Raw genomic sequence first — 25147 nt, forward strand, 5'->3', positions numbered from 1 at the left:
AGGTTAATGAGATTCGGGGAGCAAGGCCGCGACGTCGGCGTAGGACGGCGGGGTCAACGGGAGCTCGCCGCCGTCGCGAACGGCCTCGACGGTGCGCAGGGTGGCGGCCAGCGCCATCCGGTACGGCAGCGAACCGAGGCTGACGCGCGCGACACCCAGCCCGGCCAGGCCGGCGACGGTGACCTTTCCGGGCAGGAACAGCAGGTTCACCGGCACCCCGACGGCCGTCACCAGCCGCTCGACGTCCGCGGGATCGGCGAGCCCCGGCACGAACACACCGTCGGCGCCCGCGTCCACATAGGACAGGGAGCGCTCGATCGCGATGTCGATGTCAGGCGCCCCCAGCCAATGTGTGTCCGTACGCGCGTTGACGAAGAGCCCGGGAGCGTGTTCCTTCGCCGCCGCGATCTTGGCGGCGTGCCGCACGGGGTCACCGAGGGCGTCTTCGAGGTTGATGCCCGCGACACCGGCGTCGGCGAGCTCCGCCGCCAGCGCGCCGACCTCGCCCGGGTCTTCGCTGAACCCGTCGGCGAGGTCGACACTGATCAGCGCGTCCAGCCCGGTGAGCCGCCGGGCCAGCCGGACGGTGGCGTCCTTCGAGGACGGGGCGCCGTCCGGCTCGCCCTCGACGGCGGAGACCCCGAGACTGGTCGTGCCGAGCGCCGGGAAGCCTTGCGCGGCGAGGAAGGCGGCCGAGCCGAACTCCCAGACGTTCGGCAGGAGCAGCGGGGAACCGGGGACGTGCAATGCGGCGAAGGCGGTCATGACACGACGGTAGCCAGCGATCACTTCGGCCGCGGCCGAAGCGTCGGTCTTCGAAGCGCGTGAAGGCCCCCTTCCCTCGGCTGAACCGAGGGAAGGGGGCCTTCACGCGCTAAGCCTGCTCCAGGAACGGCGTCAGCAGGTCCGGCACGGACTCCTCCGCGAACAGCAGGCCCTGCTCCTCCCCCGCGTCGTACACCGAGTACGCCCCGGTGCCGGCCGCCGTGGTCGCCACGACGGTCAGCAATCCCTTGCGCCGCTGGAAAATCGACTGCTTGACCGTCCAGCCGATCACGCCGTCGCGCTCCAGCGCGAACGTGCTCCGCCGCACGGTCCCGTGCCGTCCGACGAGGTACCGCCCGGTGATCCCGTGCCCGAGGTTGCGGTAGGCGTCCAGCGCCAGCAGTACCGACACCGGCAGCAGCACGACACCGAGCGCGGCGCCGATCACCAGCAGGACACCGGTCAGCAGGAAGCCGAGGGTCGCGAAGATCGCCAGCAGGACCACCACCGAACCGACCCACCAGCGCAGCAGTCGTCCCCGCGCGGCGCGCGGATGCCCGGCGAGCCGGACGGCTTCGGTCGGCGAGATCGGTTCGCGCAGCACCACCGCGCCGATCCGGTTGGCCGTCGCGACCGGCGCGGCGGGCAGGAGCGTGTGGTAGTCGACGTTGTCCTTGTCGTCGCTTTGCCGCATCCCGGTGGCGATCGCGTCGACACGGGCCGCGCCGGAGATCCGGTTCCCGAGCGGCTCGACGAGCTCGATACCGCGCATCCGGCGTTCCTCGATCGAGATCGAGCGCGTGGTGAACAGGCCGCGGCGCACTCGCAGCGTGCCGCCGGCTTCACGGTCGAGCCGGTAGTTCCACCACATCTCGACCCACAGGCCCAGCGCGCCGATCACGCCGACGATCATCGCGATCGCCAGCAGGATCAGGATCGCCACCACCAGCGGGATGCCGCGGAACAGGCCCATCACCCAGTCGATCAGGCCCTTCTGCAGCCCCGCCCATTCGGAGATCTGCATGAGCCCGCCGCCCGCCGCGAGACCGAGCGCCGGGGAGAGGAAGGACATCGGGGCGTAGCGGATCCACTTCCGGTCCAGCTCGGCGAGCGGCGCGTCATCGTCGGTCTCCGCGATTTCCGCGCGGCGCAACAGATCCGCGCGCAGCCGATCGGCCTCGGCGCGCGAGACGGGGTTGAGTTTGATCCTGCCCTGCCCGCCCGACTCGTGCGAACCGGTGCCGATGGTCACCACGGCGACGCCGAACACCCGCTGCAGCGGGTTGGCGGTCAGGTCGACGTTGCGGATCCGTTCGCGCTGCAAGGATTTCCGCGACCGGAAGACCAGGGTGAACGCCGTCTCCAGCCGGTCCGGCGTGACCCGGTACCGCACCCCCTTCCAGTAGAACAGTTCCGCCAGCACGCCGCCGCCGACGAGCACCAGGCCGCCGCCCACGACCCACGCGAGCGCGACCCAGAGCCGTCCTCCGCCGCCGACGATCGCGGCGGTGGTCGGGATCGCGGCGCCGACCGCCACGCCCGCCATCGTCAACGCGGTGACGGGGAGCGTCCGCTTGTCGAGCGTGCTCCAGCCCTCGAACTCACCCGAGGTCATGTCGCGTCCCCCGGCGTCGCTTGCGTCGTCTCCGTGAGCTGCTCCGCCAGGCTCGCGGCCAGTTCGTGGTCGAGCCCGCGGATCTTGACCGCGCCCCGCGCCGACGCCGTGGTGACCGTGACGGTCGCGAGCTTGAACATCTGCTGGAGCGGTCCGCGCAGGGTGTCCACGGTCTGGATCCGCGACATCGGCGCGACCCGCCACTCCTGCCAGAAGAACCCGGAACGCGCGTACACCGCGGTCTCCGTGACCTCCCAGCGGTGCACCTTGAACCACCACACCGGCATCGCGAGCACCCAGACCAGGCCGAGCACCGCGAACACCGCCGCCGGTGTCAGCAGCCAGAACCGCGCGGGCGGGATGAGCAGCCCGAGCAGCACCAGTACCAGCACCGGTGAGATCCAGAAAAGCGTTCCCTGCAGCCGCCACCAGCCCACGACCCGCTGATCCAGCGCGTTCCGCGGCGGCCTCAGCCGCACCTTCCCCCGATCGGCTTCCACCGAAATCCTCCCCCGACGAATCGTTTACAATGCGATCGCATCGTAATAGCGTGGCACAGTAGTGGCAATGCGATCGCATTGCAAACGGCGGAACGGATGGTGAAGGTGCCGAAGCAGGTTGATCACGCCGCGCGGCGCGCGGAGATCGCCGAGGCACTGACGCGGCTGACGGCCACGCGCGGTCTCGAAGGGGTCAGCCTGCGGCACGTCGCCGCCGAGGCGGGCATGTCGATGGGCTTGGTGCAGCACTACTTCAAGACCAAGGACGAAATGCTGCTGTTCGCCGTCGAACGCCGCTCGCAGGTCTACGAAGAGGGCATCAAGGCCCGGCTCGAGTCGGGCGAACTGCCGTCGACCCCCAAGGCGATCATCCGCGCGATCATGACCGAGATCCTGCCACTCGACGAACGCGGCCGCGGGAACTGGCTGATGGGCGTCGCGTTCTTCATCCGCGCGATCTCCGATCCCTCGTTCTCGGCCGCGTTCAGCGACGGCGTCCCCCAGCTGTTCGAACTGTTCGCCACGCTGATCCGCCAAGGCCAGGAGACGGGCGATGTCGACAAGTCGGCCGATCCGATGCACGAGTCCGCGATCCTGTGGGCGCTCGCCGACTCGCAGGGCACCAACATCGTGATGGACCACCGGACGCCGGACGAGGCGCTGTCCACTGTGGACTACTACCTCGACCGGCTGTTCGGCTCAGCTACCACCGGATGACACCGCCGACGCCCGCACCGCCCGCAGTTCCCGGAACAGCTTGCGCAGCGCGGGAAGCGCGTCCCCGCCCCGTTCGGCCAGTTCCTCGATCCGGTCCTTGTACCGGCGCCGGTCCTTGCCGGGGATGACGTCGCGGAGTTCGACGGCGGCGGCCAGCGCGGTGAGGGCGGCGTCGCCCGCGTCCACGTCGGACGCCGGTGACGGCCCGCGCAACGCCTGGTCGACCGAAGCGCGCAGCCTGTCGACGGTGGCGGTGTCCCGCACGATCGGGTTCCGCGACGGGAACAGGCCGAGCACCCGGCCGGTCTTCATGTCGATCACGCCCGCCGTGTCCAACTGGGACTCCAGCGCCTCCAGGGTGCCGCGCGCGTCCTTGCGCACCCACCATTTCCACTTGCGGGGACTCTCCCCCGCGATCTCGGTGAGCATCTCGTCGAGGACGAGGTCACCGGTCGGCCCGGCGCCCGACACCGCGACCTTGCCGTCGTCGTCGGCGACGCGGCCGCGCAGCACGAGATCGGTCAACGCGGCGCCGCGGATCATCAGGCCGGTGCGCTGCCGATCGCGCAGTTTGTTCTTCCCGACATCGCAGGCGAGCAGATACGCCTTGGCGGGCAACGAAAGTTTGGTCATCGTCAGTGCCTTTCCAGCTTGGGCCAGATCTCGTCCCAGGAACCTCGCCTGCCGTCATACCGCCACAGCAGTCCTTCCACCACCGGGGTCACCGTGGTGAAGTACGGCTTGAGCAATCCCGGATCGAAGCCGAGGAACAGCACGCTGTCCGCGGACTCCGGTGGCCGGTCGAAGTACCAGTAGCCGCGGTGGCCACTGTAAACGTGATCGATGCCGTACCGCTGACCGTAGAACTCGGTCGCGGCGGCGAACGGATAGATCTCGGCGTAGACGACGGTGCGTGCGCGCTGGTCCGGCGGCAGCGCCGCGTAGGTCTCGCCGATCGCCTTGACCAGCTCCTGTTGCGGCAGTTCACCACCGGCGAAGGAACTGCCGAGCGTGATCGGGCCGAAGCTCGTCCGGGTCATGGTCGCCGGGAAGATCGGCAGGCCGGCGAGGGTGATCACGGCCGAAAGCACCATCGCGGGCCAAGCCACCAGCCGCCACCGGGGAACGTGCCGGGCGAAGCCGCTCGCGGCCGCGGCGAACGGCAGCGCGAAGACGCTCATCAGATAGTAGGAACGGCCGTGCAGCAGCAGGAACGCCACGATGAGCGCGATTATCGCTACCCCCAGGAAGCGATAGCCGCGCAGTTCCCGCGAAAAGATCAGCCGGACGAGGCCGTAGACGAACGCGAGCACACCCGCGCCGACGCCGGCCGTCAGGAAACCGTCGCGCAGGAACGGCCAGGGGCCGGGGAATTCCGCCGAGACGACGTCGTTCATGATCAGGTACGGCCAGCCGTTCGACGCCTGCCAGACCAGCGTCGGGATCGTCGCGACGACGGCGATTCCCGCGCCCAGCCACAGTTTCGGCCGCCGCAGGAGGTCCCTCGGCCCGAGCACGAGCGCGGCGAGCAGGGCCGGCGCCCAGAAAGCGGGGATGAGGAACTTCGTCTCCAGCGAGATCGCGGTGACGACACCGGCCCAGACCAGCAACCCGTCACGGCGGACCCGCACCCAGCGCACGACCAGCCAGACGATCACCGTCCAGAGGAACGGATCGAAGACGTAGGTGCCGATCCAGTGGCTGACGATGATCACCCCGGACGACGCGTAGAGCGCGGCCGCGAGCACCTGCGCGCCGCGTCCGCCGCCGAGTTCCCTGGCGATCAGCGCGGTGACGACCACCCCGGCGGCCGCGGCCAGCGTCATCGGCAGGCGCAGCATCACCAGCGAGCCGGGGAACAGCGTGTCCATCGCCCCGGCCAGCGCGGGGATCAGCGGCGGCTGGTCGAAGTACCCCCACGCCAGGTGTTCCCGGCCCGCCATCAGGAAGTACAGCTCGTCGAAGCCGTGCGCGTACCGGCCGCTCGTGGCCAGCAGCGCGGCGGCGGCCAGCGCGGCGACGGCGAACACCGGCAGCCGGGCGAAAGCCTGCTCCTGTCCTGTTCGGACTGTTTGGGTCGCGATGCTCATGGTCTCCAGTCCAGCGGAGACGGTCGCGGCCGGAAACCGGGTAAGGAGGGTGAACGGATAGACGAAAGTTGCGGATCTCCCCGCCGCCGGCGGGCGGCTGGTTACCGTGACCGGGTGGAGAGAAACAGGCCGTTCCGGCCGGGACCGGTCGACATTTTGTGGCTCACGCTGGCCTCGCTCGCGTTCGTGGGCCTGGACATCACGCTGTACGTGTTCGGCGAGCCGACGACGGGCTGGGCGGGCCCCGCCGCGGGCGTCACTCTGCAGGTGCTGCTCGATCTCTCGCTGATCCTGCTGTTCCGGTACCCGAAACTGATCGCAGGCCTGGTCACCGCGGGCGGGCTGCTGATGCTCGCCTCCGATCTGTTCTCCCCCGGGCTGCTGGTGCCGGAGCGGCAGCTGACGCTGATGACCGTCCCGACGATCACCCCGGTGGTGCTGAGCCAGCTGGCCCGGCTGATCGACCGGCGGACCCTGCTCTGGCTGACCGCGATCCTGGTGGTCTGCGCGTCGCGGCCGTGGGACGCGCAGTGGAACACCACCCCGTTCGGGCTGCTGGGCACGGCGCTGCCCGCCACGCTTTCGCTGTACTTCGAGGCGCGGCGCCAGTTGCTGCGCTCGCTGCGGGACCGTGCCGAACGCGCCGAACGCGAACAGCATCTGCTCGCCGAACGCGCCCGCGCCGAGGAGCGGCGGAAACTGGCCGAGGAGATGCACGACGTCGTCACGCACCGGCTGAGCCTGATGGTGCTGCACGCCGGCGCGCTCGGTGTCGTCTCGGCGGACGAGGCGGTGCGGACCTCGGCCGAGGACATCCGGCGCGAAGGCGCGCTGGCCCTGGACGAACTGCGGGATCTCGTCGGGGTGCTGCGCAACGGCGCGAACGCCGGGCCGCGCACCCTCACCGACGGCGCGGCGGGCGATCCGGCGACGCTGGTCGCGGAATCGGCGTCGGTGGGCATCCCGACCGAACTGACCGTGCACGGCGATCCCGGGCGGATCTCCCCGACCGTCGCCCGCACGGCGTACCGGGTCGTGCAGGAGGCGCTGACGAACGTCCGCAAACACGCGCCGGGCTCGACCGCGACCGTCGAACTCCGTTATCACGCGGGCGGGCTGGACATCGCGGTGGAGAACACGCGGGCGGGGATCGCACCGGATCCGGCGCTCGCGGGAAGCGGTTCCGGGGCAGGGCTCGCCGGGCTGCGGCAGCGCGTCGAGCTGATCGGCGGCCGGTTCGACGCCGGGCCGCGAACGAGCGGCGGGTACCGCGTCGGTGCGATACTTCCGGCCTACGTCCCGACGGCGGAAGGAGATCGGTGATCCGGGTGGTCGTCGTCGACGACGAACCGATGGTCTGCGCGCATCTGCGGACGATCCTCGGTTCCGCGGCCGACATCGAGGTCGTCGCGCAGGCCCAGGACGGCGCCGAGGCGGTCGAAGCCGTGGTCCGGCACCGGCCGCGGGTGGTGCTGATGGACCTGCGGATGCCCGGTGTCGACGGGCTGACCGCCATCGAACGGATCGCGAAACTCCCCGAGCCGCCCGCGGTCGTCGCGCTGACGACGTTCGACGCGGACACCTACGTCATCCGCGCGCTGCGGGCGGGCGCGGCCGGATTCCTGGTGAAGTCCACGCCGCCGGAAGACCTGATCGGCCTGGTCCGGGTCGCCGCGGACGGGCACACCGTGCTCTCCCCCGAAGCGGCGCAACGGCTCGTGGCGATGTCGGCCGACGGACGGCGTCGCGGGGACGACGCGCGCCGGAAGACCGACGGGCTGACCGAACGCGAGACGGATGTCCTGGCCTGCCTCGGCGAAGGACTGTCCAATGCGGACATCGCGGTGCGGCTGCACCTCGCCGAGGCGACGGTGAAGAGCTACGTATCGCGGATGCTGGTCAAACTGGACTGTGCGAACCGGACCCAGGCTGGTCTGCTGGCGCACGAGGCCGGTCTGGTCAAGCGGTGAGCTGGCCGTCGTAGTTCTTGCGGGCGTCGAGGACCTCGCCCATGTGGACGCGGGCCCACTTGTCGAGCATGTCGAGCGGTTCGGCCAGGTTGCGGCCGAGCGCGGTCAGCTCGTACTCGACGTGCGGCGGGATCTCCGGGTACGCGGTGCGCGTCAGGATGCCGTCGCGGACGAGGCTGCGAAGCGTCTGGGTGAGGACCTTCTGCGAGATGCCGCGCACGCGTTTGCCGATCTCGGTGAACCGGAGCGGGCCGTCGCCGAGCACGCCGACGATCAGCACGGTCCACTGGTCGCCGATGCGGTCGAGCAGCGCGCGGGTGGGGCAGTCGGGGTCGTACGGGTTTCCTAGCACGTGACCTCCTCACTCTCTCCGAGAGAGTAACACGCCTAGCGAGAGGGAGCGGGCTGCATCAGCGCCTCGAACAGCAGGATCAGGTGACGGCGGCCGCGCTCCCAGCGCGCCTCCAGCTCGGTCTGATCCCGGGTCGCCCAGCTGGCGATGAGGATGCCGCGGACGACGTCCATCGCCGTGTACACCGCGTGCAGGAACTCCGGATGCGCCGAATGGTCCGGCAGCAGCGCCTTGCCGAACTCGACCAGGCTGCTCGTCGCGATCGGCTCGACCACCGCCATCTGGGCGCGCAGTTCCGCGTCCGTCCGCGAGGCCACCCACAGCTCCACGGTCGCCGAGAAGACCGGGCCCTGGTGCATCTCCCACAGCAGCTGCAACGCGTCCCCGACCGGGTCGGCCGACGCCTTGAGCCGGTCGATCTCGGCCATCGCGACCTCGGTGCGCTTGGCCGCGAGATGCCGGATCGCGGAGGTGACGAGGTCGGTCTTGGTCGGGAAATGGTGCACCTGCGCGCCGCGGGTCACCCCGGCGCGATCCGCGACGCGGGTGGTCGTGGTGCCCGCGTAGCCGTACTCGACCAGGCAGTCGATCGTGGCGTCGAGCAGCCTGACGCGCATCGCGGCGCTGCGTTCCTCCTGCGTGCGTCGTGGGGCTGCCATGCGCCTACTTTATGGTGCGCCTCGCGAGGCCCGCGCCACGAGGCCGTCGACCATGCGCCCGAAGAAGCGGCCGAGGAACCGGCGATAGAGCCCTCCGGTGCCGGGGATCTTGGGGACGAACGACGCGTGCCAGTGGATGTCGGTGCCGCCGAGCGCGGGCGTGAGGTCGACGTACGCGCGGTAGTCGCGCAGCGGCATCCCCTTGCGCAGCGTGTAGCCGAAGCGTTTGCCGGGGTCGAGCGCGATGACCTCTTCGCAGGCGTTGACGCCGTTCGTGCTGAAGACGCCGATGGCGCCGAGGCCGTTCTGGTCGCCCTTCTCCAGGAGGCGGAACCTGCCCAGCGGGGACCAGTCGGGCCAGTGCTCGCGGTCTTCGAGGAGGGCGTAGACGGCTTCGGGGCTCGCGCTCGTGTGGCCGTTCGCGGAAATGCGCTGGATCTTCGCCATGCGGTCTCCTTCTCTCGTCCAGGGGTGTCCCACCTCCGCATTCAGAGGACTAAATGCGGATGGTCGCCCCGCGTTTCGTCCTCTGAACGCGGTGGTTCGCGGCACGAACTTCCGCATCTAGAGGACTAAACGCGGGGGGCGACCGGGACCGAAAGCGAAGTCCCGCCCAGTTCGAAGGTCACCCGGGCACCGGGCGCGGGCAGCGCCGGGTCGAACATGTCCGCGTCGGTCCCGCCCAGCACGAGCGCCAGCCGGTGCCCGGCCGGGACGACGTGGTCGAGACTGCTCAGCCGGAACGTCATCGTGTACGCCTTGCCGGGTTCCAGCGGCTCGCCCCGCCACAAGGACCGGTGATGGCCCAGGTCCGCCCAGCCGGTCGCGACGATCCGCTTGTCCACGCCGGTCAGATCCGCGACGGTGTCGAGGAAACATCCGGTGTCCGCGGCCGTTCCCGCGCCCCAGCAGGATCGGCTCGTCAGATCCTTGGTGCCCAGCGCGGGGAATTTCGTGTTCCGCACGGTCGCGGGACCGTAGTCGACCAGCACCGCGCCGAGCCGCGCGCTCGGCTTGTCGGAACGAGCGGTCACCGTCACGGTGGCGGTCCCGGCGATCCGGGTGTCCGCGCGCACGGGCTCACCCGCGAAAACGAGACGGTCCGGGGTGGCCTGCGACGGGTTCTCCACCCACTGCGACGCCCCGCGCGCCGGGTCTTCGGTCACCGAAGCCGCACCCGGCGACGGACGGCTCGCCAGCCCGCCCGACACCGAAGGCCACAAAGTGCGCGACTGCCCGGCAGGCGGCCAGCGGCGTTCATCGGCCCACCGGTCCGGGGTGTGCTCGATCCGGATCGCGGGTTCGGTCTCGACGCCGTTGCGGACGCCGAGCAGCCACCGGTCGAACCAGCGGTGCAGGGTCCGCACGAACAGCGACCGGTCGAGGTCGAACGGGTCGACGTGCGCCGCCTGGTGCAGCCACGCCTTACGCGGCACGCCGTACGCGTTCAGCGCCTCCCACCAGGGTCCGAACTGGATCGGGTTGACGTTGAGATCGTGGAAGCCCATCGACGCGAAAACGCTTGCGCGCACCTTGCCGGTCTTCGCGACGTAGTCGAGCCCGCGCCAGTACTCGTTGAAGTTCCCGTCCGTGCCCGCGCGCCGCGCGCTGTCCTCCTCGAACGGCCGGCACAGCTTCTCGGCGCGCTCGTTGTACAGCCCCGGACCGCCGGCCCAGCCGAAGTACGCGCCGTCCGCGTTGTGCACCTCGTAGTACGAACTGACCCCGGCGATCGGCACGATGGTCTTCAAACCGTCGATCCCGGACGCGGCCATCCCGATCGCCGTCGCCCCGTCCTGCGACTTCCCGATCGCGCCGACCGAGCCGTTCGCCCAGCCCGCGCGGACCCGCTCCGGCCCGAACGGCGTCCGGAACGCGTTCGCGCGCCCGTTCAGCCAGTTCACGACCCCGTTGCCGGAGGCGACGTCGTCGAAACACCCGGACGAGCGATTCGTGCCTCCGACGTCGACCAGTACGACGGCGTATCCGCGCGGCACGAAGTAGTTGTCGTAGAAGAGCGGGAACTGCGACGGCGTGCCGTCGGGAAGGTAGGTCTTCGGCTGACGCTCGTTGCCGCGCCCGATCTTCTCGAAGTACGGGCTGACGTCCATGATCACCGGGACGCGTTGCCCGCGCGCCGCCGGTTCGGCCGGGCGGATGATGTCGGCGGCGACCCGGTCGACCCGGCCGTCCCGGTCGAGGTCCTGGCCGGTCTCCACCCAGGCCGTCTCCCGGATGGCCTTCTCGTAGGAGAACACCGGTTCGCTGACGCCGTCCCGCAGGACGAACGCGGGCGGTGACGCGATGGCGGGCGCGGCGGTGAGCAGCAACGTCGCCACGACGGTGGCGGTCAAGGTCTTCAGCCCCATCGTCCGAGTATCGCTTACAGAACCCGAACATTTCCCCCACATTCCTCGTACCCGCCCGCGCGACGCTCTTCGCATGCTGAAACACACCATCGCCGTCTGCCTCACCGCGGCAGGTCTCGTCGCCCTCGCCCCCGCCGCCTCGGCGCAGACCGCGCCGATCACGCTCAGTCCCGAAGAGTCGCAGCAGCTGTGTGCCGAATGGCTGCCCAAGCTCACCGAGCGCACCACGAAGCTCACCGACCGCATCAACGGCGGCCCCGAGGTCCGCGGTTCCGTCGCGAACCTCAAGGCCAGGGCCGAAGACCAGCGCAAGAAGAACCACAACGACACCGCGGACAGGCTTCAGAAGCGGGCCAACAAGCGCAGCGGTCGGCTTCCCGAACTCGCCGCCGCGAAGCAGAAGCTGGACGCCTTCGCGGGCGCGCACTGCAAGGCGGGCAAGTGAAACGCCTCCTGGCCGCGGCCCTGACCTCGCTCGCGCTGTTCGGCGCGGCGGCGTGCACCGACGAGAAACCGGCGTCGAGCTCAGCGCCGGGTTCGACACCAGGCTCGACGCCGGGCGAGCTGAGCGATGTCCAGCGCACCCTCGACTCGATCGAGCAGGACATGGCCGACGACCCGGCCCCGTGACAGGATCTGCCGGTGACGACACAACCGGGACGCGGGCTGGTGCTGGTCGTCGAGGACGACCCCGCGATCGCCGAACTCGCCACGCTGTACCTGCGGCGGGACGGGTTCGGCGTCCAGGTCGAAGCGGACGGCGGGGCGGCGCTGGCCACGATCCGGCGGCTGCGCCCGGTCGCGATCGTCCTCGACATCGGACTGTCCGGAATGGACGGTATCGAGATCTGCCGGACGCTGCGCGCGGACGGCGACTGGACGCCGGTGCTGTTCGTGACCGCCCGCGACGACGAACTGGACCGCTTGCTGGGCCTGGAGATCGGCGCGGACGACTACCTGACGAAACCGTTCAGCCCGCGTGAGCTCTCGGCCAGGGTCCGGACCGTCCTGCGCCGCGCCGCCGGAGCGGCACCGCCCGCCGAGACCTACGCGGCGGGCGGTGTCCGCGTCGACGTCACCCAGCGCCGCGTCTGGGCCGCCGACACCGAGGTCACGCTGACGTCGACCGAGTTCGACCTGCTCACCCATCTGGTGAAACGGCCCGGTCAGGTGTTCAGCCGCGAGCAGCTGCTCAGTTCCGTCTGGGGCTACGCGGCGTCGGCGGGAACACGGACCGTCGACGTCCACATCGCCCAGCTGCGCGGGAAACTGGGCGGCCACAGTCCGATCAGGACGGTCCGCGGGATCGGCTACGCGGCGGACGCCGGATGAGGCGTACGTCGCTCGCGCTGCGGATCACCGTGGTGTGCCTGGCGATCGCCGCGGTCGCGGTGGTGGTCGCCGGGCTGGTCGCGGCCCGGCTCATCCGCACCACCGGGACCGACGTGCTCCGGCAATCGCTCGCGGCGCAGGCCGACGTGGTCGCGAGCCAGCTCGACGAGACCGGGATCGGCAACCGGCTCGGTATCGGCAAGGCCGCGGAAGTCGTTCGAGGGCAAGGGATCGACGTCGTCGTCCGCCGCCCGAACGGCACACTCGACGGCGCCGGGACGGTCGCGGCCATCGCAGCGACGAAGGCAGGATTCACTCGCTCGGGCACTGTGGTCGTCGAAGGTCAGCAGTACCTCGTCGAGGGCCGCGCCGTCGGCGCGAAGGGCGCCGCGTTCGCGCTCGTCCAATCGGCCGAGCTCGGCGAGGCACGCGGACGGATGCTGGTACGCAACACCGTCTTCGCGCTCGGCGCCGGTCTGGCGGTCGCCGCGATCGCGGGGCTGGTGCTGAGCCGGATGCTCTCGCGGCCGCTGCGCCGGGCCGCGTCGGTGGCGAACGGCATGCGCTCCGGACGCCGTGACCTGCGCGTTCCGGTCGAAGGACCGTCCGAGGTCGCGGACGTGGCGAAGTCGGTCAACGAACTCGCCGACGCGCTCCAGTACAGCGAGGGGCGGCAGCGCGAGTTCCTGCTTTCGGTGTCGCACGAGCTGCGGACGCCGCTGACCGCCGTCACCGGGTTCGCCGAGGCGATCGGTGACGGCGTGGCCGAAGGCGAGGACGCGCGCCGAGCCGGGCAGACCATCCACCGCGAGGCGGCCCGGCTGGAGCGCCTGGTCAGCGACCTGCTGGAGCTGGCGAGGCTCGGTGCCGACGAGTTCCGGCTCGACCCCGCCCGTCTCGACCTCGCCGCGCTGGTCGGCGAATGCGCCGACGTCTGGCGGCTGCGGTGCGCGCGGCAGAACGTCACGCTGCTGGTCGAGCGGCCTTCCGGCGAGGTTCCGGTCATCGCCGATCCGCGGCGGCTCCGCCAGGTCGTCGACGGGCTGGCCGAGAACGCGCTGCGTGTGACCCCGGCGGGCGCGCCGATCATGTTCTCCCTGGTGGCCGCCGAGGGGCAGGCGCGGCTGTCGGTGCGGGACGGCGGTCCCGGCCTGGCGCCGGAGGACTATCCGGTCGCGTTCGAACGCGGTGTGCTGAACAAGCGGTACCGCGGCAGCCGTCCGGTCGGTTCGGGGATCGGGCTCGCGCTGGCCCACGGCCTGGTCACCCGCATGGGCGGGACGCTCACGGCCGGTCCGGCGCCGGAAGGCGGCGCGGCGTTCACCGTCGCGTTCCGGCTAGGGTGATCACGTGGAGATGTTGCACCTGCGGTACTTCGTGGCCGTCGCCGAGGAACTGAACTTCTCCCAGGCGGCCCGGAAACTGCACATGGCCGCCTCCCCGCTGAGCCAGCGGATCAAGGATCTCGAACACGAGCTCGGCCACCGGCTGTTCGACCGCAGCACGCATCACGTCACGCTCACCGCGGCGGGTTCCGCGCTGCTGCCGATCGCGCGGGACGTCCTCGACCAGGTCAACGCGATTCCCTGGCGGCTGCAGGAAGCGGTGAAACCGCGGCGGAGCACCGTGTTCGTCGGCATGCCCGCCGGGGTGCACCCGGCGCTGCGGGAACGCGTCAAACAGCTCGAAGAACGCTGTCACGACCGGTTCGAACTCAAACGCTGGCCGGGGACGACGCCGGATCTGGTCGCCGCGGTCCACGAGGGCAAACTCGCGTTGTCGCTGGTCCGGATGCCCGTCACCGATCCCGCTCTGGAGTTCGTCCCGGTGCAGGTCGAGCGGCTCGGCGCCGTCGTGCCCGCCGACAGGTTCGACGGCCGGGAAACGGTGGGCATCGCCGAATTGAGTGACCTTTCCTACATCCCGTCCGCTTCGGAAAGCATTCCCGCTTATTCGGACGACATGGACCGGAAATTATCGAACGCGGGAATCAAGAAAAGACTCAAAGTCGGCGGAACCGAGTATTCGGGCATTTCCGAACTGGTGGCGAACGGTTCGTCGTTCTCGATCACGATGCTCGATCCGGCCAGCCCGATGCATCTGTTCCTGGTCGACGGCGCCACCATCCTGCCGTTCGCCGATTTCCGGCCCCAACTGGAGACCGCCCTGGTCTGGCGCCGCGATCGCGCGGAAGACGGCGACCTCGCCGAGCTGGTCGCCGGGGTCCGCGAGATCTTCGCCGAACCGCTCTCGACGTAGCGAGCAACCGCTCACCTCTCGCCTCGGCCAGGGTGGTCGTGAGTGGTAAGTGACGTTAGAACGACACTTACCACTCACGACCACCCCGACCCACGCACTCCTGCACTCTTCCAACAATTCGGACTATAAATGGTATGACCACCGCGGTCATACCATTCTTCGTTTCTTGATCATTCCCTTTCCCGCTATTCGCGCCTAACTTCGGTTGTAGAGCGAACAACGGCGAAGGGAAGCAAAATGACGGACCACGCCACGGGACCACTGGACGGCGTTCGCGTGATCGACCTTTCGACGGTCGTCATGGGCCCGTACGCCGCGCAGATCCTCGGCGACCTCGGCGCCGACGTGATCAAGATCGAGTCCCCCGCCGACACCGTGCGGGTGGGCAAGTTCCGCACGACGCCGGGGATGACGCCGCTCAACCTGAACGTCAACCGCAACAAGCGCAGCGTCGCCCTCAACCTCAAGGACGAGGAGCAGCGCGAACAGGCGCTCAAGCTGATCGACACCGCCGACGTGCTGATCACGAACATGCGCCCGGGCGCGCTGAGCAGGCTAGGGATGAACTACGCCGACGTCGCCGCGCGCAACCCCGGCCTGGTCTACGCCCACGCGCAGGGCTTCCGCGGCGACTCCGACCGCGCCGGTCACGCCGCTTACGACGAGACCGTGCAGGCGTCGTCCGGGCTGGTCGACGTCGCGAACCGCGCGCTGGGCAGGCCGGTCTACCTGCCGACGATCATCGGCGACAAGGTCTCCTCCCTGACCATCGCCTACACCGTGCTGGCCGCGCTGGTGCACCGGGACAAGACCGGCGAAGGGCAGCGGGTCGAGATCCCGATGACCGACACGCTGATCGCGTTCAACCTGGTCGAGCACCTCGCCGGGCACGTGTTCGAGCCCGCGGAGAGCCCGACCGGCTTCGGTCCCTCGATGAACCCCGGGCACCAGGCCGTGCACACCAAGGACGGCATGGCCTGCGTGATCCCCTACAACCCGCAGAACTTCCGCGACTTCTTCCACGCCGCCGGTCGGCCGGAACTGGCCGAGGACCCGCGGGTCAACGGCGACGCGATCGACGGCGCGGACCACGAGGCACTGGCCGCGATGATCGCCGAATGCGCTCCGGCGCTGACCACCGACGAGTGGACCGAGGTCTGCGCGAAGCACAGCATCCCGATGGCCCCGGTCCTCGAACTGGACAAGGCGCAGGACGACGAATACGTCCGCGACGGTCATCTGCTCGACGTCGTCGAGCACCCGAGCGAGGGCTCGATCCGCACCATCGGCATCCCGGTGAAGTTCTCCGCGACCCCCGGTTCCGTCCGGCGCCTGGCTCCGCTGCCGGGCCAGGACACCGAAGACGTCCTGCGCGAACTCGCCGCTGCGAACTGAGGAAAGAACCATGAGCACCAACGAAGTAAGGACAGAACGGGTCGGCACCACACTGCTGATCACGATCGACCGGCCGCGGGCCCGCAACGCGGTGAACGCCGCCGTCGCGGCCGGTCTCGCGGAAGCGCTCGACCTCCTGGAATCCGATCCGGGCCTGCGGGCCGGGGTCCTGACCGGCGCGGACGGCTCGTTCAGCGCCGGAATGGACCTCAAGGCGGCGCTGAAGGGCGAGTCGCCGGAGATCCCCGGCCGCGGGTTCGGCGGGCTGACCGAGGCCGAACTGTCGAAACCGCTGATCGCGGCCGTCGAAGGCTGGGCCATGGGCGGCGGGTTCGAACTGGCGCTGGGCTGCGATCTGATCGTCGCCGCCGAGGACGCGAAGTTCGGGCTGCCCGAGGTGAAGCGCGGGCTGATCGCCGCGGGCGGTGGCGTGATCCGGCTGCCGAAGCGGATCCCGCATCACCTGGCGATGGAGTTCCTGCTCACCGGCGAACCGATCGGCGCCGAGCGCGCAGGGCAGCTGGGCCTGGTGAACCGGGTCGTCCCGGCAGGCGAGGCCGCCGCGGTCGCCTTGCAACTGGCCGACCACGTCGCCGCCAACGCTCCCCTGGCGCTGGCCCTGGTCAAGAAGATCGTCCGCGCGGCGGACGGCGTCCCCGACGCGCAAGCGTTTGCCTCCCAGCGTTCGGCGATGCCGGCGCTGATGAAGTCGGCCGACGTCCGCGAGGGCATGCAGGCCTTCGCCGAACGCCGCGCTCCTCAGTGGACCGGTGAGTGAAATGAAGCAGCAAGAGGTCCTCCGGCACGTGACCACCCCGCTCACGAACCCGGCGTACGCGCCGGTCGTGCCCCGGTTCACGAACCGCGAGTACCTGAACATCGTCTACCGCACCGACGCCGACGCCCTGCGCGCCGTCGTCCCGGAGCCCCTGGAAATCGACGAGCCGCTGGTGCGGTTCGAGGTGATGAAGATGGGCGACGTCAGCGCTTACGGGCCCTACACCGAGTCCGGGCAGGCGATCCCGGTGAGCTTCGAGGGCGAACGCGGCGAATACCTGCACGCGATGTACCTCGACAACTTCCCGGCCACCGCGTCCGGCCGCGAGATCAGCGCCTACCCGAAGACCATCGGCTCGCCGAAGCTGTTCGCCGAGAACGGCGCGCTCGTCGGGACACTCGACTACGGCAGCCAACGGGTCGCGACCGCGACCATGGGCTACAAGCACCACCGGCTGGACGTCCGCGAGGCCGAAGCGCAGATCACCGTGCCGACGTTCATGCTCAAGACCATCCCGGACTACGACGGTTCGCCGCGGATCTTCGAACTGGTCCGCACCGAGATCACCGACGTGGTGGTCAAGGAAGCGTGGACCGGACCCGCGCGGCTGCAGCTGTTCCAGCACGTCCTGGCCCCGCTCGCCGATCTCCCGGTGCTGGAGGTCGTCTCCGCGAGCCACATCCTCACCGACCTGACGCTCGCCCCGGTCAAGCCGGTCTTCGACTACCTGAAGGGAGCACGGTCATGACTTTCCGGACCGCCGCGGTGATCGGCGCGGGAACGATCGGCCTGTCGTGGACGGCGTTGTTCGCCGCGCACGAGATGGAGGTCTGGGTCTCGGACCCGCGGCCGGATCTCGCCGACGCCGTCGCCGGCGCGCTGGAGGCGTTCGCCCCACATCTCGGCCGGGACGTCGCGGACCTCGCCCCTCGCGTCCACCTCGTCGCCGACGTCGCCGAAGCCGTCCGGCACGCGGATGTCGTGCAGGAGAACGGACCGGAGAGCGTCGAGTTCAAGAAGGACCTGTTCGCGACCCTGGTCCGCGAGGCGCCGTCACACGCGCTGCTGCTCAGCTCGTCCTCGGCGATCCCCTCGACGGCGTTCGCGACGGACCTCGACGACGCGTCGCGAGTCCTCATCGGGCACCCGTTCAACCCGCCGCATCTGATCCCGCTGGTCGAGGTCGTGCCCGGCGAGCGCACCGGCACCGAGGCGGTGGACCGCGCCGTCGAGTTCTACCGGTCCGTCGGCCGCACGCCGGTAGTGGAACGCAAGGAGATCCCCGGCTTCGTCGGCAATCGCCTGCAGAACGCGCTGAGCCGCGAGGCGATCTACCTGGTGGAACAGGGCGTCGTCTCACCGTCCGAAGTAGACGAGGTGATGACGAACTCGCTCGGCATCCGCTGGTCCACCGTCGGGCCGTTCCTCGGTTCGCATCTGGGCGGCGGTCCCGGCGGCTACCGGCACATGGCCGAGCACATCGGCAAGTCGATGAAGAAGATGTGGGCCGGCCTCGGCCAGCCCTCGCAGAACCCCGAAGAACAGGAACGGCTCATCGAAGCCGTGGAATCCGCTTACGGCTCCTCCACGTACTCGGAACTCACCGAGGCGCGCGACCGCAAGCAGCTCGCGGTGCTGTCCGCTTTGGACAGTGCCCGTACGGAGGAGAACTGACATGAGCATGGAAGACCAGCTGATCGCCGACTTCTACGACTACGAAGCCCTGCTGCCCGACGAGGAGCGCAAACTGCTGCTCAAGGCCCGCGACTTCATGCGCACCGAGGTCAAGCCGCTCGTGAACGAGAACTGGGCCAAGGGCGAGTTCCCGCACGAACTCGTCGGCAAGTTCCGCGAACTCGGCCTCGCCGGGCTGCCCTACGAGGGCTACGGCGAGCACCTCCCGGCCACCAGCCACCTGCTCAACGGCATGATGGCGATGGAGATGACCCGCACGGACCCGTCCGTGGCGACGTTCTTCGGTGTCCACAACGGACTCGCGATGTACAGCATCTACTCGGGCGGCGACCAGGAACAGCGTGACCGCTGGCTCCCGTCGATGGCGGCGATGGACAAGATCGGCGCGTTCGCGATGACCGAGCCGCTCGGCGGTTCCGACGTCGCGGGCGGCATGCGCACCACCGCACGGCGCGAGGGTGACACCTGGATCCTCAACGGTGCCAAGAAGTGGATCGGCAACGCGACCTTCGCCGACCTGGTCGTCGTCTGGGCCCGGGACGAGGAGGACGACAACGTCAAGGGTTTCGTCGTCGAGAAGGGCTCGCCGGGGTTCGTGCCGGTGAAGATCGAGAACAAGTTCGCGTTCCGGATCGTGGAGAACGCGGAGATCACGCTGACCGACGTCCGGGTGCCGGAGGCCAACCGGCTGCACGGCATCGACTCGTTCCGCGACGTCGCCGAGATCCTGCGCGCGACCCGCGGTGGCGTCGCCTGGCAGGCGCTGGGCGTGATGATCGGCGCGTACGAGCTCGCACTGGACTACGCCAAGGAGCGCAAGCAGTTCGGCCGTCCGATCGCGCGGTTCCAGCTGGTGCAGGACCTGCTCGTGAAGAGCCTCGGCAACATCACCGCGTCGTGGGGCATGCTGGTGCAGCTCGCCCGGCTGCAGGACGCCGGGATCTTCAAGGACGAGCACTCGTCGCTGGCCAAGGCTTTCGTGACTTCGCGGATGCGGGAGGTCGTCGCCTGGGGCCGGGAGATCTTCGGCGGCAACGGGATCGTGCTGGACAACGACATCATGCGGTTCTTCACCGACGCCGAGGCGATCTACTCGTTCGAAGGCACCCGGGAGATGAACACGCTGATCGTCGGGAAGGCCATCACCGGTCAGAGCGCCTTCGTGTAAGCCCCGCTTCGCGCGTGAAGGCCCCCTTCCCTCGGCTGAGCCGAGGGAAGGGGGCCTTCACGCGCGTTCAGCGGTATTTCTTGCCGCAGGTGTCCTGGTCGCCGGAGGAGAAACCGTCACGGAAGGCGGCGACCCTGGCGAAGCCCGCCGGGAGCGACCGCCCCTGGACGTCCGCCGCGATCAGGCTGTTCCGCGTCAGCATCTCGGCGATGGCCTCATCGAGGTCGCCCGGCGACAACGTGAGCGACCCGCTTTTCCCGTCCACGATGGTCGAGGCCCAGTAGCCGGTGAGGCATGCCGTGCGCTGCGCCGCCACCGGGCCGTCGAGCCGGAACCCGCCCTCCTGCTGGACGGCGAGGGTGTAGCGCGACGCGACCTCGGCGAACGCGGCGAAGTCGCCGATGCCGCCCTGCCGCCCTTTGCGCGGAGGGGTCCCGATGCGGACGAGGCCGTCGAGGTCGAGATCGATCTGGTTGGACTCCGAGCAGTACGACGCGAGCACCTCCTCCGTCGTCGCACCGCAGGCCGCTCCGGTGGTGAGCGTCGGCGGCGTGGCCGCGAGCCGGAAAGCCTGCCGGAGACTGGCGGTGAGGTCGGCCAGGGCCTGCCGGTCGTCGAGGCGGACGTTCCCCGCCGCCGCTCGTTCGTTCGCCGCGGCCGAACCGAAGCCGCCTTGCGTGCTGCGGCCCTCGATCTCCCGCTCGTCGATCATCGCGCAGCGGGCGGGCCCGTCGGTGAACCCGAACTGGAACGCCGAAACCCGGTCGAACGCGTTGCCGTGCGCGCCGTCGTCGGAGAAAGCGACCCCGGCGGAGTCACGGATCTGGAACAACGCGGTGAGCACCTCGTTGAGCCCGCGGCCGGTGGAGACCTGGAACATCGACGACTTGCCCTCGGCGACCCAGCGGAAGTACGCCCCGGTGTAGCAGTCGGCCTGCTGCTCCTTGACGATCGACGGCGTCGCGGCCGGGACGCCCAGCCGGAACTGGACAGCGTGGCCGATCTCGTGGGCCAGCACGGCCATCACCGCCGCCGAACCGAGGGAATCGTTGAGCATGGGCAGCAATTCCCCGCGATCCCACGCGACGACGTCCTCCCCCGCGCAGTAGAACGCGTTCACCAGTCCGGCCGTCGAGGCTCCGCAGAGCACCCGGCCGCGGCCCGCCGAATCGTACGAGGCGAGCGTGCGCAGCGGCCGGAAATCACGGTTGAAGATCGCCGGCAGATGCTCCCGCCAATACCCCTGGACGTCGGAGACGGCGTTGGCCGCGAGCTTGTCGATCTCACCGCCGTCCCCTCCGTCGACAGGGAGAGCGGCGTCGAGCCCGCCGGGCTTGAGACCACTGGGGCCGTCGGTGACCTCGAGCCCGGCGACGCGGGTGGGGTCCACCGGTTGTGCCGCTCCCCCTACAGTCGCGGCACAACCGGTGAGGAACAGAGACAGGCTCGCCAGGATCACCCAGCCGGACCGACGCTTCATCACACCATTCCCGTCTCTGCTGTCTGTCAACCGAAGAAGACTGAGCTGACCGTGTCGTCGAAGCCGAGCTTCGCGAGGTCCTTGACGTCGCCGTCGATGACGAGCGACTTGCCCTTGCAGTCCTTTTCGGACCACAGCTTGAGCGAACCGGAGGCGGAGACCGACGACGTCACGTCCGGGCGGGCGACGTTCTGGCAGCCCTTGCCCGCGAGCCCTTGCGACGGCTCGTCGTCGCCGAAGTTCTTGCCGTCGAAGAGGATCGCGCTGGACGCGGGCTTCTGCGGCGACGTGCTCTCCTCCGGCTGCCCGCCCTGCGCTTTCTGGCCGTTCGGCGCGAGCCCGAACCACGTTCCGCCGACACCCTGGCCGAAGGTGTCACCGGGCCTGGTGTCCTTCGCGAACCGGTAGGCGGGCCAGCCGCCGACGGTCAGCTGCAAGGTCCCGTCGTCACGCTTGACCGTGCCGACGGCGGATTTCTTGATCCCTGCCAGGAAAACCTTGCTTCCGGGCGTGATGAGCACCGGCGGCCAGGTCTTGGCGCAGTCGCCGTTGCAGGTCGACTTCGACGGCTTGGCGGTGTCCTTGTCGAAGCGGTACAGCGTCAGGCCCGCGCCGTTGACGACCACCGGATCGAGGTTTCCCGCCTTGGAAGCCTTGAGCTGCACCCATTTGCGGGCGACGTTCTGGTCCGCGGTGTTGGGCGTTCCGTCGGAACCCGTTGCCCAGTCACCGGTCTTGGGCTGCGCGTTGTTGGCCTTCGCCGTCCCGGTGAGGAAGGACAGCTCGGTGGCGGCCTGTTCGACCGGCGCCGATTCCGGCCGCGGCGCGGCTTCCTGCGTGCCGCAGGCGGCGAGCGACAACGCCCCGGCGGTGACGAGCACCGCGACCGACACGACCCGCTTGCCGAGCTTTCGCTTGCTGAGCACGATTCCTTCTCCCCTGCACCCTGGTTCCAGCTTCTCTGGAACTCCCCTACGCCATCGACACGGACGGCGCCGCGATGCGGTTCAAAAGAATCTTGGGAAAGTTTCGGGACGGCCCGAAACCGCAAGTAGAGGACTAAACGCGGCTCAGTTGACGCAGCCGTCCAGCGCGGGCGGCGCGGAAGACGTGGACGACTTCGAAGACGTCGACGACGAGGCAGACGAAGAAGGCGGAGCGGCGACCGATGACGTCGCCGCCACCGGCTTGACCCCGATCCCCCCGGTCGGCTCCCCCACCGCGGCGACGGTCGTCGACGACAACGCGGACTTCACGAACGCCTTCACCTGGGCCGGATCCACCTTCACCGCGTCGCCGTCGGACGGCGTCGGCAGGGAAAGGCTCTGGACCGGGATCGTCTGGAACTTCAGCGCCCCCGAGCTCATCCCCCGCAGCTGCTGCGCGAAGCTCAGCACGTCCCAGCCGCGGTCGAGCACGACCGAACCCTGGATCGCGCCGACCAGGGCGCTCAGCCTGGAGGGATCGGTGAACGTCCCGGCGTTGAGCACGGTCTTGGCCATGCTCGAAAGGAACGCCTGCTGCCTCGCGATGCGGTCGAGGTCGCTGGGCAGCCCGTGCCGCTGCCGCACGAAGGCGAGGGCCTGCGGGCCGGAGAGCAGCTGCTTGCCCGCGGGGAACGAAGCCCCGGAGAACTTGTCCTGCACCGGTTCCTTGAGGCAGACCTCGACCCCGCCGACGGCTTCGCTCAGTGCGGAGAACCCGGCGAGGTTGACCGCCGCGTAGTGGTTGATCGACAGCCCGGTGAACTGCTCGATCGTCTGGATCGTGAGTTTGGCGCCCGCCTCGTTGGCCTTGACCTCCAGCTGCGCGCCGGTCAGGCCCTGCGCGCGCAGCGAGTTCATCGCGGCGTTCTTGCCGCGACTGTACGCCGAGTTGATCTTGTGCTTGCCGAAGCCGCCCGCGATGTCCACATAGGAATCACGCGGGATGGAGATGGCCGTCGCCGCGGCGCCGCCCGCCGGGATGTGGACCACGATCATCGTGTCGGTGGTGTCGCCGCCGTCTTCACTGTCCCCGGCGTGCAAGGCGTCGAGGACGTTCTGCGGCAACGGGTTCCCGTCGGGTCCGGTGCGCGAGTCGATTCCGACGAGCAGGATGTTCTGCGCCACCTGCAGCGGCTCCCCCACCGGACCGTCGGGAAGCTGTGCGGACGGCGCGATCACGTCGGCCGTGACGATCCCCGCGTCCAACCGGCTCAACTGCGTCCACGCGTAGCCCGTGACCCCCAGCACGGCCATCGACACCAGGCCCAGTGCGACACGGCCGCCGATCCGCCGTCCTCGCGACGTGAGCAGCACGACCCTCTCCCCGCTTTCGTGAATGATCCCCCGCATTCGAGGATCACCGCGTTAGCTGGGAATTAGCTGAGAAACCTGTCATGAACGGGTCTTAAAGCCCGATCGGCCCAGCAGGAGTGACCAAGGAGACAGCCGGCCGCGACACCGCGTACCGGCTTGATCGCGCAGCGCTTCCCAGGCCGCGGGCCTAGCGCGGCATCCGGCGCCAGATCGCCCGCGGCACCACGCGCATCACCGCGAACACGAGCCTCAGCAGTCCCGGCACCCACACCGTTTCCCGGCGTTTCCGGAGTGCCGCGACCGTCGCGTCGGCGACCTGATCGGGCGTGCTCGAGAACGGCGCGGGCGACATGCCCTCGGTCATCCGGCCGATCACGAAGCCGGGCCGGACGAGCAGGAGATGCACGCCGGTGCCGTGCAAGGCGTCGGCCATGCCACTCGCGAAACCGTCGAGCCCCGCCTTCGCCGATCCGTAGACGTAGTTCGCCCGCCGGACCCGCACCCCGGCGACCGACGAGAACACCACGAGGTTCCCGCTTCCTTGCCCACGGAGCACCTTGGCGACCTGCGTCAGAACACTCACATGAGCCACATAGTCGGTGTGCACGATGGCGACGGCGTGCCCGGCGTCCTCTTCGGCCCGCGCCTGGTCGCCGAGGATCCCGAAAGCGGTGACGACGACGTCCAGCGGACCGTGGTCCGCGACGACCTTCTCCAGGAACGGACCGTGCCCGGCGAGGTCGTCGGCGTCGAACTCGACGACGTCGACCGTCTCCGCTCCCGCGGCCCGCAGCCGCTCGGTCTCCGCGCCGAGATCCGCGCTCCGCCGCGCGGCCAGCACGATCTCACGTGCCCCGCCCTTGGCGAGCCGTTCCGCGACCGCGAGGCCGATCTCGCTGCGTCCGCCCAGTACCAGCACCGTTCCGCTCACCCGCCGCAGTCTGCCAGGCGGTAGCCCGCCGCGCGCGAGTGGCACGGTTCACAAACTGCAATTTTGCAGTATCTGCACCTTTAGGCGTATCGTCGTGCTCATGCCCGAACCCGTCCTCGGCCTCCGCGAGCGCAAGCGCCTGGAAACCCACCGCGCGCTGGCGACCACCGCCGTCCGCCTCGTCGCCGAACGCGGTCTGGACCAGGTGACGGTCGAGGACATCAGCGCGGCGGCGGGGGTTTCGCCGCGGACGTTCTTCAACTACTTCCCGTCCAAAGAGGACGCTGTCGTCATCGCGCACGCCGACAACGCCGAGCGATCACAGCGCATCATCGAGAAATTCCTTGCCACCCCGAAAGAAGTCAGCACACCGCGTGCCTTCGTCGACGCGTTGAAGGAGGACTTCGCCCAGGTCGACGAGAACCGCGAAGAGTGGCTCGGCCGGATGAAGGCGATCCACGAGAACCCCACCCTGCATTCACGTGCGGTGGCGATGAACCACGACACGGTCGCGCCGACGATCGAGGCGATCGCGCGCCGCACCGGGCTCGATCCCAAGGCCGACCTGTACCCGACGCTGCTGCTGTCCACACTCGGCGGCGCCATCAACGCGGTGCTCAGGCTCTGGTACCAGCACGACGGCGAGGTCTCCGCGATCGAGCTGCTGGACGAAGCCGTCGAACTGCTTCTCGCCGGGCTCCCCGAGCCCGGCGGCCGCGCGCGCTGACGCGCCCGGCCACACGGAACACGAAGGGGGACATCCATGTCCGTA

27 protein-coding genes are annotated in these 25147 nt (G+C 69.5%); 14 read left to right on the forward strand and 13 right to left on the reverse strand.

The genetic code is table 11. The annotated features are described in order from the left end of the window. Positions 1–3: 3 nt before the first annotated feature. From IE302_RS12460 to IE302_RS12470, 3 genes are all read right to left on the reverse strand, one after another. Entirely contained in the window at positions 4–765 is a 762-nt protein-coding gene (locus tag IE302_RS12460) for an isocitrate lyase/PEP mutase family protein (RefSeq protein ID WP_191254610.1), read from the reverse strand. A 109-nt stretch (positions 766–874) separates the two neighbouring features. Next, positions 875–2380 carry a PH domain-containing protein gene (locus tag IE302_RS12465; RefSeq protein WP_191254611.1) on the reverse strand — a complete coding sequence of 502 codons (1506 nt, stop codon included), beginning with the start codon at positions 2378–2380 and terminating at the stop codon, positions 875–877. After that, the gene (locus IE302_RS12470; RefSeq protein ID WP_191254612.1) at positions 2377–2880 is read right to left on the reverse strand and encodes a PH domain-containing protein; all 504 of its coding nucleotides are present in this window, start codon (positions 2878–2880) and stop codon (positions 2377–2379) included. Before IE302_RS12470 ends, IE302_RS12465 begins: the two co-directional genes overlap by 4 nt. Before the next feature lie 96 nt (positions 2881–2976). On the opposite strand from IE302_RS12470, the gene IE302_RS12475 reads away from it, so the two are divergent. Continuing rightward, complete coding sequence (locus tag IE302_RS12475; protein WP_191254613.1) at positions 2977–3597, forward strand: TetR/AcrR family transcriptional regulator; 621 nt, start codon at positions 2977–2979, stop codon at positions 3595–3597. On the opposite strand, the gene IE302_RS12480 is transcribed toward IE302_RS12475, so the two are convergent. Both IE302_RS12480 and IE302_RS12485 read right to left on the reverse strand, forming a co-directional pair. Then, the gene (locus IE302_RS12480) at positions 3580–4230 is read right to left on the reverse strand and encodes a GOLPH3/VPS74 family protein (RefSeq protein ID WP_191254614.1); all 651 of its coding nucleotides are present in this window, start codon (positions 4228–4230) and stop codon (positions 3580–3582) included. The genes IE302_RS12475 and IE302_RS12480 overlap by 18 nt on opposite strands. Positions 4231–4232: 2 nt before the next feature. Then, entirely contained in the window at positions 4233–5687 is a 1455-nt protein-coding gene (locus IE302_RS12485) for an ArnT family glycosyltransferase (RefSeq protein WP_191254615.1), read from the reverse strand. 114 nt (positions 5688–5801) lie between these two features. Here IE302_RS12485 and IE302_RS12490 point away from each other — a divergent pair, with 114 nt between their 5' ends. After that, positions 5802–7010 (forward strand): sensor histidine kinase, encoded by a 1209-nt coding sequence (locus IE302_RS12490; RefSeq protein ID WP_191254616.1) that lies wholly within the window; start codon positions 5802–5804, stop codon positions 7008–7010. Continuing rightward, on the forward strand, positions 7007–7657 hold the full coding sequence (locus IE302_RS12495; protein ID WP_191254617.1) for a response regulator transcription factor: 651 nt from the start codon (positions 7007–7009) through the stop codon (positions 7655–7657). The genes IE302_RS12490 and IE302_RS12495 overlap by 4 nt, the downstream gene beginning before the upstream one ends. Here IE302_RS12495 and IE302_RS12500 read toward each other — a convergent pair. The 4 genes from IE302_RS12500 to IE302_RS12515 form a co-directional block, all read right to left on the reverse strand. After that, on the reverse strand, positions 7647–8009 hold the full coding sequence (locus tag IE302_RS12500; RefSeq protein ID WP_191254618.1) for a winged helix-turn-helix transcriptional regulator: 363 nt from the start codon (positions 8007–8009) through the stop codon (positions 7647–7649). The genes IE302_RS12495 and IE302_RS12500 overlap by 11 nt on opposite strands. Before the next feature lie 35 nt (positions 8010–8044). Next, positions 8045–8626 carry a TetR/AcrR family transcriptional regulator gene (locus tag IE302_RS12505; protein WP_016332589.1) on the reverse strand — a complete coding sequence of 194 codons (582 nt, stop codon included), beginning with the start codon at positions 8624–8626 and terminating at the stop codon, positions 8045–8047. Between the two features lie 51 nt (positions 8627–8677). Next, on the reverse strand, positions 8678–9115 hold the full coding sequence (locus tag IE302_RS12510) for an SRPBCC family protein (RefSeq protein WP_191254619.1): 438 nt from the start codon (positions 9113–9115) through the stop codon (positions 8678–8680). A gap of 125 nt (positions 9116–9240) precedes the next feature. Next, positions 9241–11037 carry a CocE/NonD family hydrolase gene (locus IE302_RS12515; protein WP_191254620.1) on the reverse strand — a complete coding sequence of 599 codons (1797 nt, stop codon included), beginning with the start codon at positions 11035–11037 and terminating at the stop codon, positions 9241–9243. Positions 11038–11110: 73 nt separating this feature from the next. On the opposite strand from IE302_RS12515, the gene IE302_RS12520 reads away from it, so the two are divergent. From IE302_RS12520 to IE302_RS12565, 10 genes are all read left to right on the forward strand, one after another. Next, a complete protein-coding gene (locus IE302_RS12520) occupies positions 11111–11482 on the forward strand; it encodes a hypothetical protein (protein ID WP_191254621.1) in 372 nt (123 codons plus the stop codon). Next, positions 11479–11667, forward strand: coding sequence for a hypothetical protein (locus tag IE302_RS12525; protein ID WP_191254622.1), 189 nt, complete (start codon positions 11479–11481; stop codon positions 11665–11667). The genes IE302_RS12520 and IE302_RS12525 overlap by 4 nt, the downstream gene beginning before the upstream one ends. 12 nt (positions 11668–11679) lie before the next feature. Next, complete coding sequence (locus IE302_RS12530; RefSeq protein WP_191254623.1) at positions 11680–12369, forward strand: response regulator transcription factor; 690 nt, start codon at positions 11680–11682, stop codon at positions 12367–12369. After that, a complete protein-coding gene (locus IE302_RS12535) occupies positions 12366–13715 on the forward strand; it encodes a sensor histidine kinase (RefSeq protein WP_191254624.1) in 1350 nt (449 codons plus the stop codon). Before IE302_RS12530 ends, IE302_RS12535 begins: the two co-directional genes overlap by 4 nt. 4 nt (positions 13716–13719) lie before the next feature. Further along, positions 13720–14628, forward strand: coding sequence for a LysR family transcriptional regulator (locus IE302_RS12540; protein ID WP_191254625.1), 909 nt, complete (start codon positions 13720–13722; stop codon positions 14626–14628). A gap of 237 nt (positions 14629–14865) precedes the next feature. Further along, on the forward strand, positions 14866–16023 hold the full coding sequence (locus IE302_RS12545; protein ID WP_191254626.1) for a CaiB/BaiF CoA transferase family protein: 1158 nt from the start codon (positions 14866–14868) through the stop codon (positions 16021–16023). Positions 16024–16033: 10 nt separating this feature from the next. Continuing rightward, positions 16034–16801: a crotonase/enoyl-CoA hydratase family protein gene (locus IE302_RS12550; RefSeq protein ID WP_191254627.1), complete on the forward strand. Its 768-nt coding sequence runs from the start codon at positions 16034–16036 to the stop codon at positions 16799–16801. Position 16802: 1 nt separating this feature from the next. Next, complete coding sequence (locus tag IE302_RS12555; protein ID WP_191254628.1) at positions 16803–17549, forward strand: acetoacetate decarboxylase; 747 nt, start codon at positions 16803–16805, stop codon at positions 17547–17549. Further along, entirely contained in the window at positions 17546–18475 is a 930-nt protein-coding gene (locus IE302_RS12560; RefSeq protein WP_191254629.1) for a 3-hydroxyacyl-CoA dehydrogenase NAD-binding domain-containing protein, read from the forward strand. The genes IE302_RS12555 and IE302_RS12560 overlap by 4 nt, the downstream gene beginning before the upstream one ends. A gap of 1 nt (position 18476) precedes the next feature. Further along, positions 18477–19664, forward strand: a complete 1188-nt coding sequence (locus tag IE302_RS12565) for an acyl-CoA dehydrogenase family protein (RefSeq protein ID WP_191254630.1) — start codon at positions 18477–18479, stop codon at positions 19662–19664. Between the two features lie 67 nt (positions 19665–19731). On the opposite strand, the gene IE302_RS12570 is transcribed toward IE302_RS12565, so the two are convergent. The 4 genes from IE302_RS12570 to dprE2 form a co-directional block, all read right to left on the reverse strand. After that, positions 19732–21144: a neutral zinc metallopeptidase gene (locus IE302_RS12570; protein ID WP_191254631.1), complete on the reverse strand. Its 1413-nt coding sequence runs from the start codon at positions 21142–21144 to the stop codon at positions 19732–19734. Between the two features lie 26 nt (positions 21145–21170). Further along, entirely contained in the window at positions 21171–22070 is a 900-nt protein-coding gene (locus IE302_RS12575; protein ID WP_191254632.1) for a hypothetical protein, read from the reverse strand. A 144-nt stretch (positions 22071–22214) separates the two neighbouring features. Next, a complete protein-coding gene (locus IE302_RS12580) occupies positions 22215–23444 on the reverse strand; it encodes an LCP family protein (RefSeq protein WP_191254633.1) in 1230 nt (409 codons plus the stop codon). 187 nt (positions 23445–23631) lie between these two features. Further along, a complete protein-coding gene (gene dprE2 / locus IE302_RS12585) occupies positions 23632–24375 on the reverse strand; it encodes a decaprenylphospho-beta-D-erythro-pentofuranosid-2-ulose 2-reductase (RefSeq protein ID WP_191254634.1) in 744 nt (247 codons plus the stop codon). Positions 24376–24475: 100 nt separating this feature from the next. On the opposite strand from dprE2, the gene IE302_RS12590 reads away from it, so the two are divergent. Next, on the forward strand, positions 24476–25102 hold the full coding sequence (locus IE302_RS12590; protein WP_191254635.1) for an acyl-CoA-like ligand-binding transcription factor: 627 nt from the start codon (positions 24476–24478) through the stop codon (positions 25100–25102). Positions 25103–25147: the final 45 nt, after the last annotated feature.

Source organism: Amycolatopsis oliviviridis (assembly GCF_014654365.1).
Classification (GTDB): domain Bacteria; phylum Actinomycetota; class Actinomycetes; order Mycobacteriales; family Pseudonocardiaceae; genus Amycolatopsis; species Amycolatopsis oliviviridis.

Excerpts from the sequence above, each read along its gene's own strand:
- IE302_RS12460 (WP_191254610.1), bottom strand. The coding sequence starts at position 765 with ATGACCGCCTTCGCCGCATTGCACGTCCCCGGTTCCCCGCTGCTCCTG.
- IE302_RS12465 (WP_191254611.1), bottom strand. The coding sequence starts at position 2,380 with ATGACCTCGGGTGAGTTCGAGGGCTGGAGCACGCTCGACAAGCGGACG.
- IE302_RS12475 (WP_191254613.1), top strand. The coding sequence starts at position 2,977 with ATGGTGAAGGTGCCGAAGCAGGTTGATCACGCCGCGCGGCGCGCGGAG.
- IE302_RS12480 (WP_191254614.1), bottom strand. The coding sequence starts at position 4,230 with ATGACCAAACTTTCGTTGCCCGCCAAGGCGTATCTGCTCGCCTGCGAT.
- IE302_RS12485 (WP_191254615.1), bottom strand. The coding sequence starts at position 5,687 with ATGAGCATCGCGACCCAAACAGTCCGAACAGGACAGGAGCAGGCTTTC.
- IE302_RS12505 (WP_016332589.1), bottom strand. The coding sequence starts at position 8,626 with ATGCGCGTCAGGCTGCTCGACGCCACGATCGACTGCCTGGTCGAGTAC.
- IE302_RS12510 (WP_191254619.1), bottom strand. The coding sequence starts at position 9,115 with ATGGCGAAGATCCAGCGCATTTCCGCGAACGGCCACACGAGCGCGAGC.
- IE302_RS12515 (WP_191254620.1), bottom strand. The coding sequence starts at position 11,037 with ATGGGGCTGAAGACCTTGACCGCCACCGTCGTGGCGACGTTGCTGCTC.
- IE302_RS12520 (WP_191254621.1), top strand. The coding sequence starts at position 11,111 with ATGCTGAAACACACCATCGCCGTCTGCCTCACCGCGGCAGGTCTCGTC.
- IE302_RS12535 (WP_191254624.1), top strand. The coding sequence starts at position 12,366 with ATGAGGCGTACGTCGCTCGCGCTGCGGATCACCGTGGTGTGCCTGGCG.
- IE302_RS12545 (WP_191254626.1), top strand. The coding sequence starts at position 14,866 with ATGACGGACCACGCCACGGGACCACTGGACGGCGTTCGCGTGATCGAC.
- IE302_RS12550 (WP_191254627.1), top strand. The coding sequence starts at position 16,034 with ATGAGCACCAACGAAGTAAGGACAGAACGGGTCGGCACCACACTGCTG.
- IE302_RS12555 (WP_191254628.1), top strand. The coding sequence starts at position 16,803 with ATGAAGCAGCAAGAGGTCCTCCGGCACGTGACCACCCCGCTCACGAAC.
- IE302_RS12560 (WP_191254629.1), top strand. The coding sequence starts at position 17,546 with ATGACTTTCCGGACCGCCGCGGTGATCGGCGCGGGAACGATCGGCCTG.
- IE302_RS12565 (WP_191254630.1), top strand. The coding sequence starts at position 18,477 with ATGAGCATGGAAGACCAGCTGATCGCCGACTTCTACGACTACGAAGCC.
- IE302_RS12570 (WP_191254631.1), bottom strand. The coding sequence starts at position 21,144 with ATGAAGCGTCGGTCCGGCTGGGTGATCCTGGCGAGCCTGTCTCTGTTC.
- IE302_RS12590 (WP_191254635.1), top strand. The coding sequence starts at position 24,476 with ATGCCCGAACCCGTCCTCGGCCTCCGCGAGCGCAAGCGCCTGGAAACC.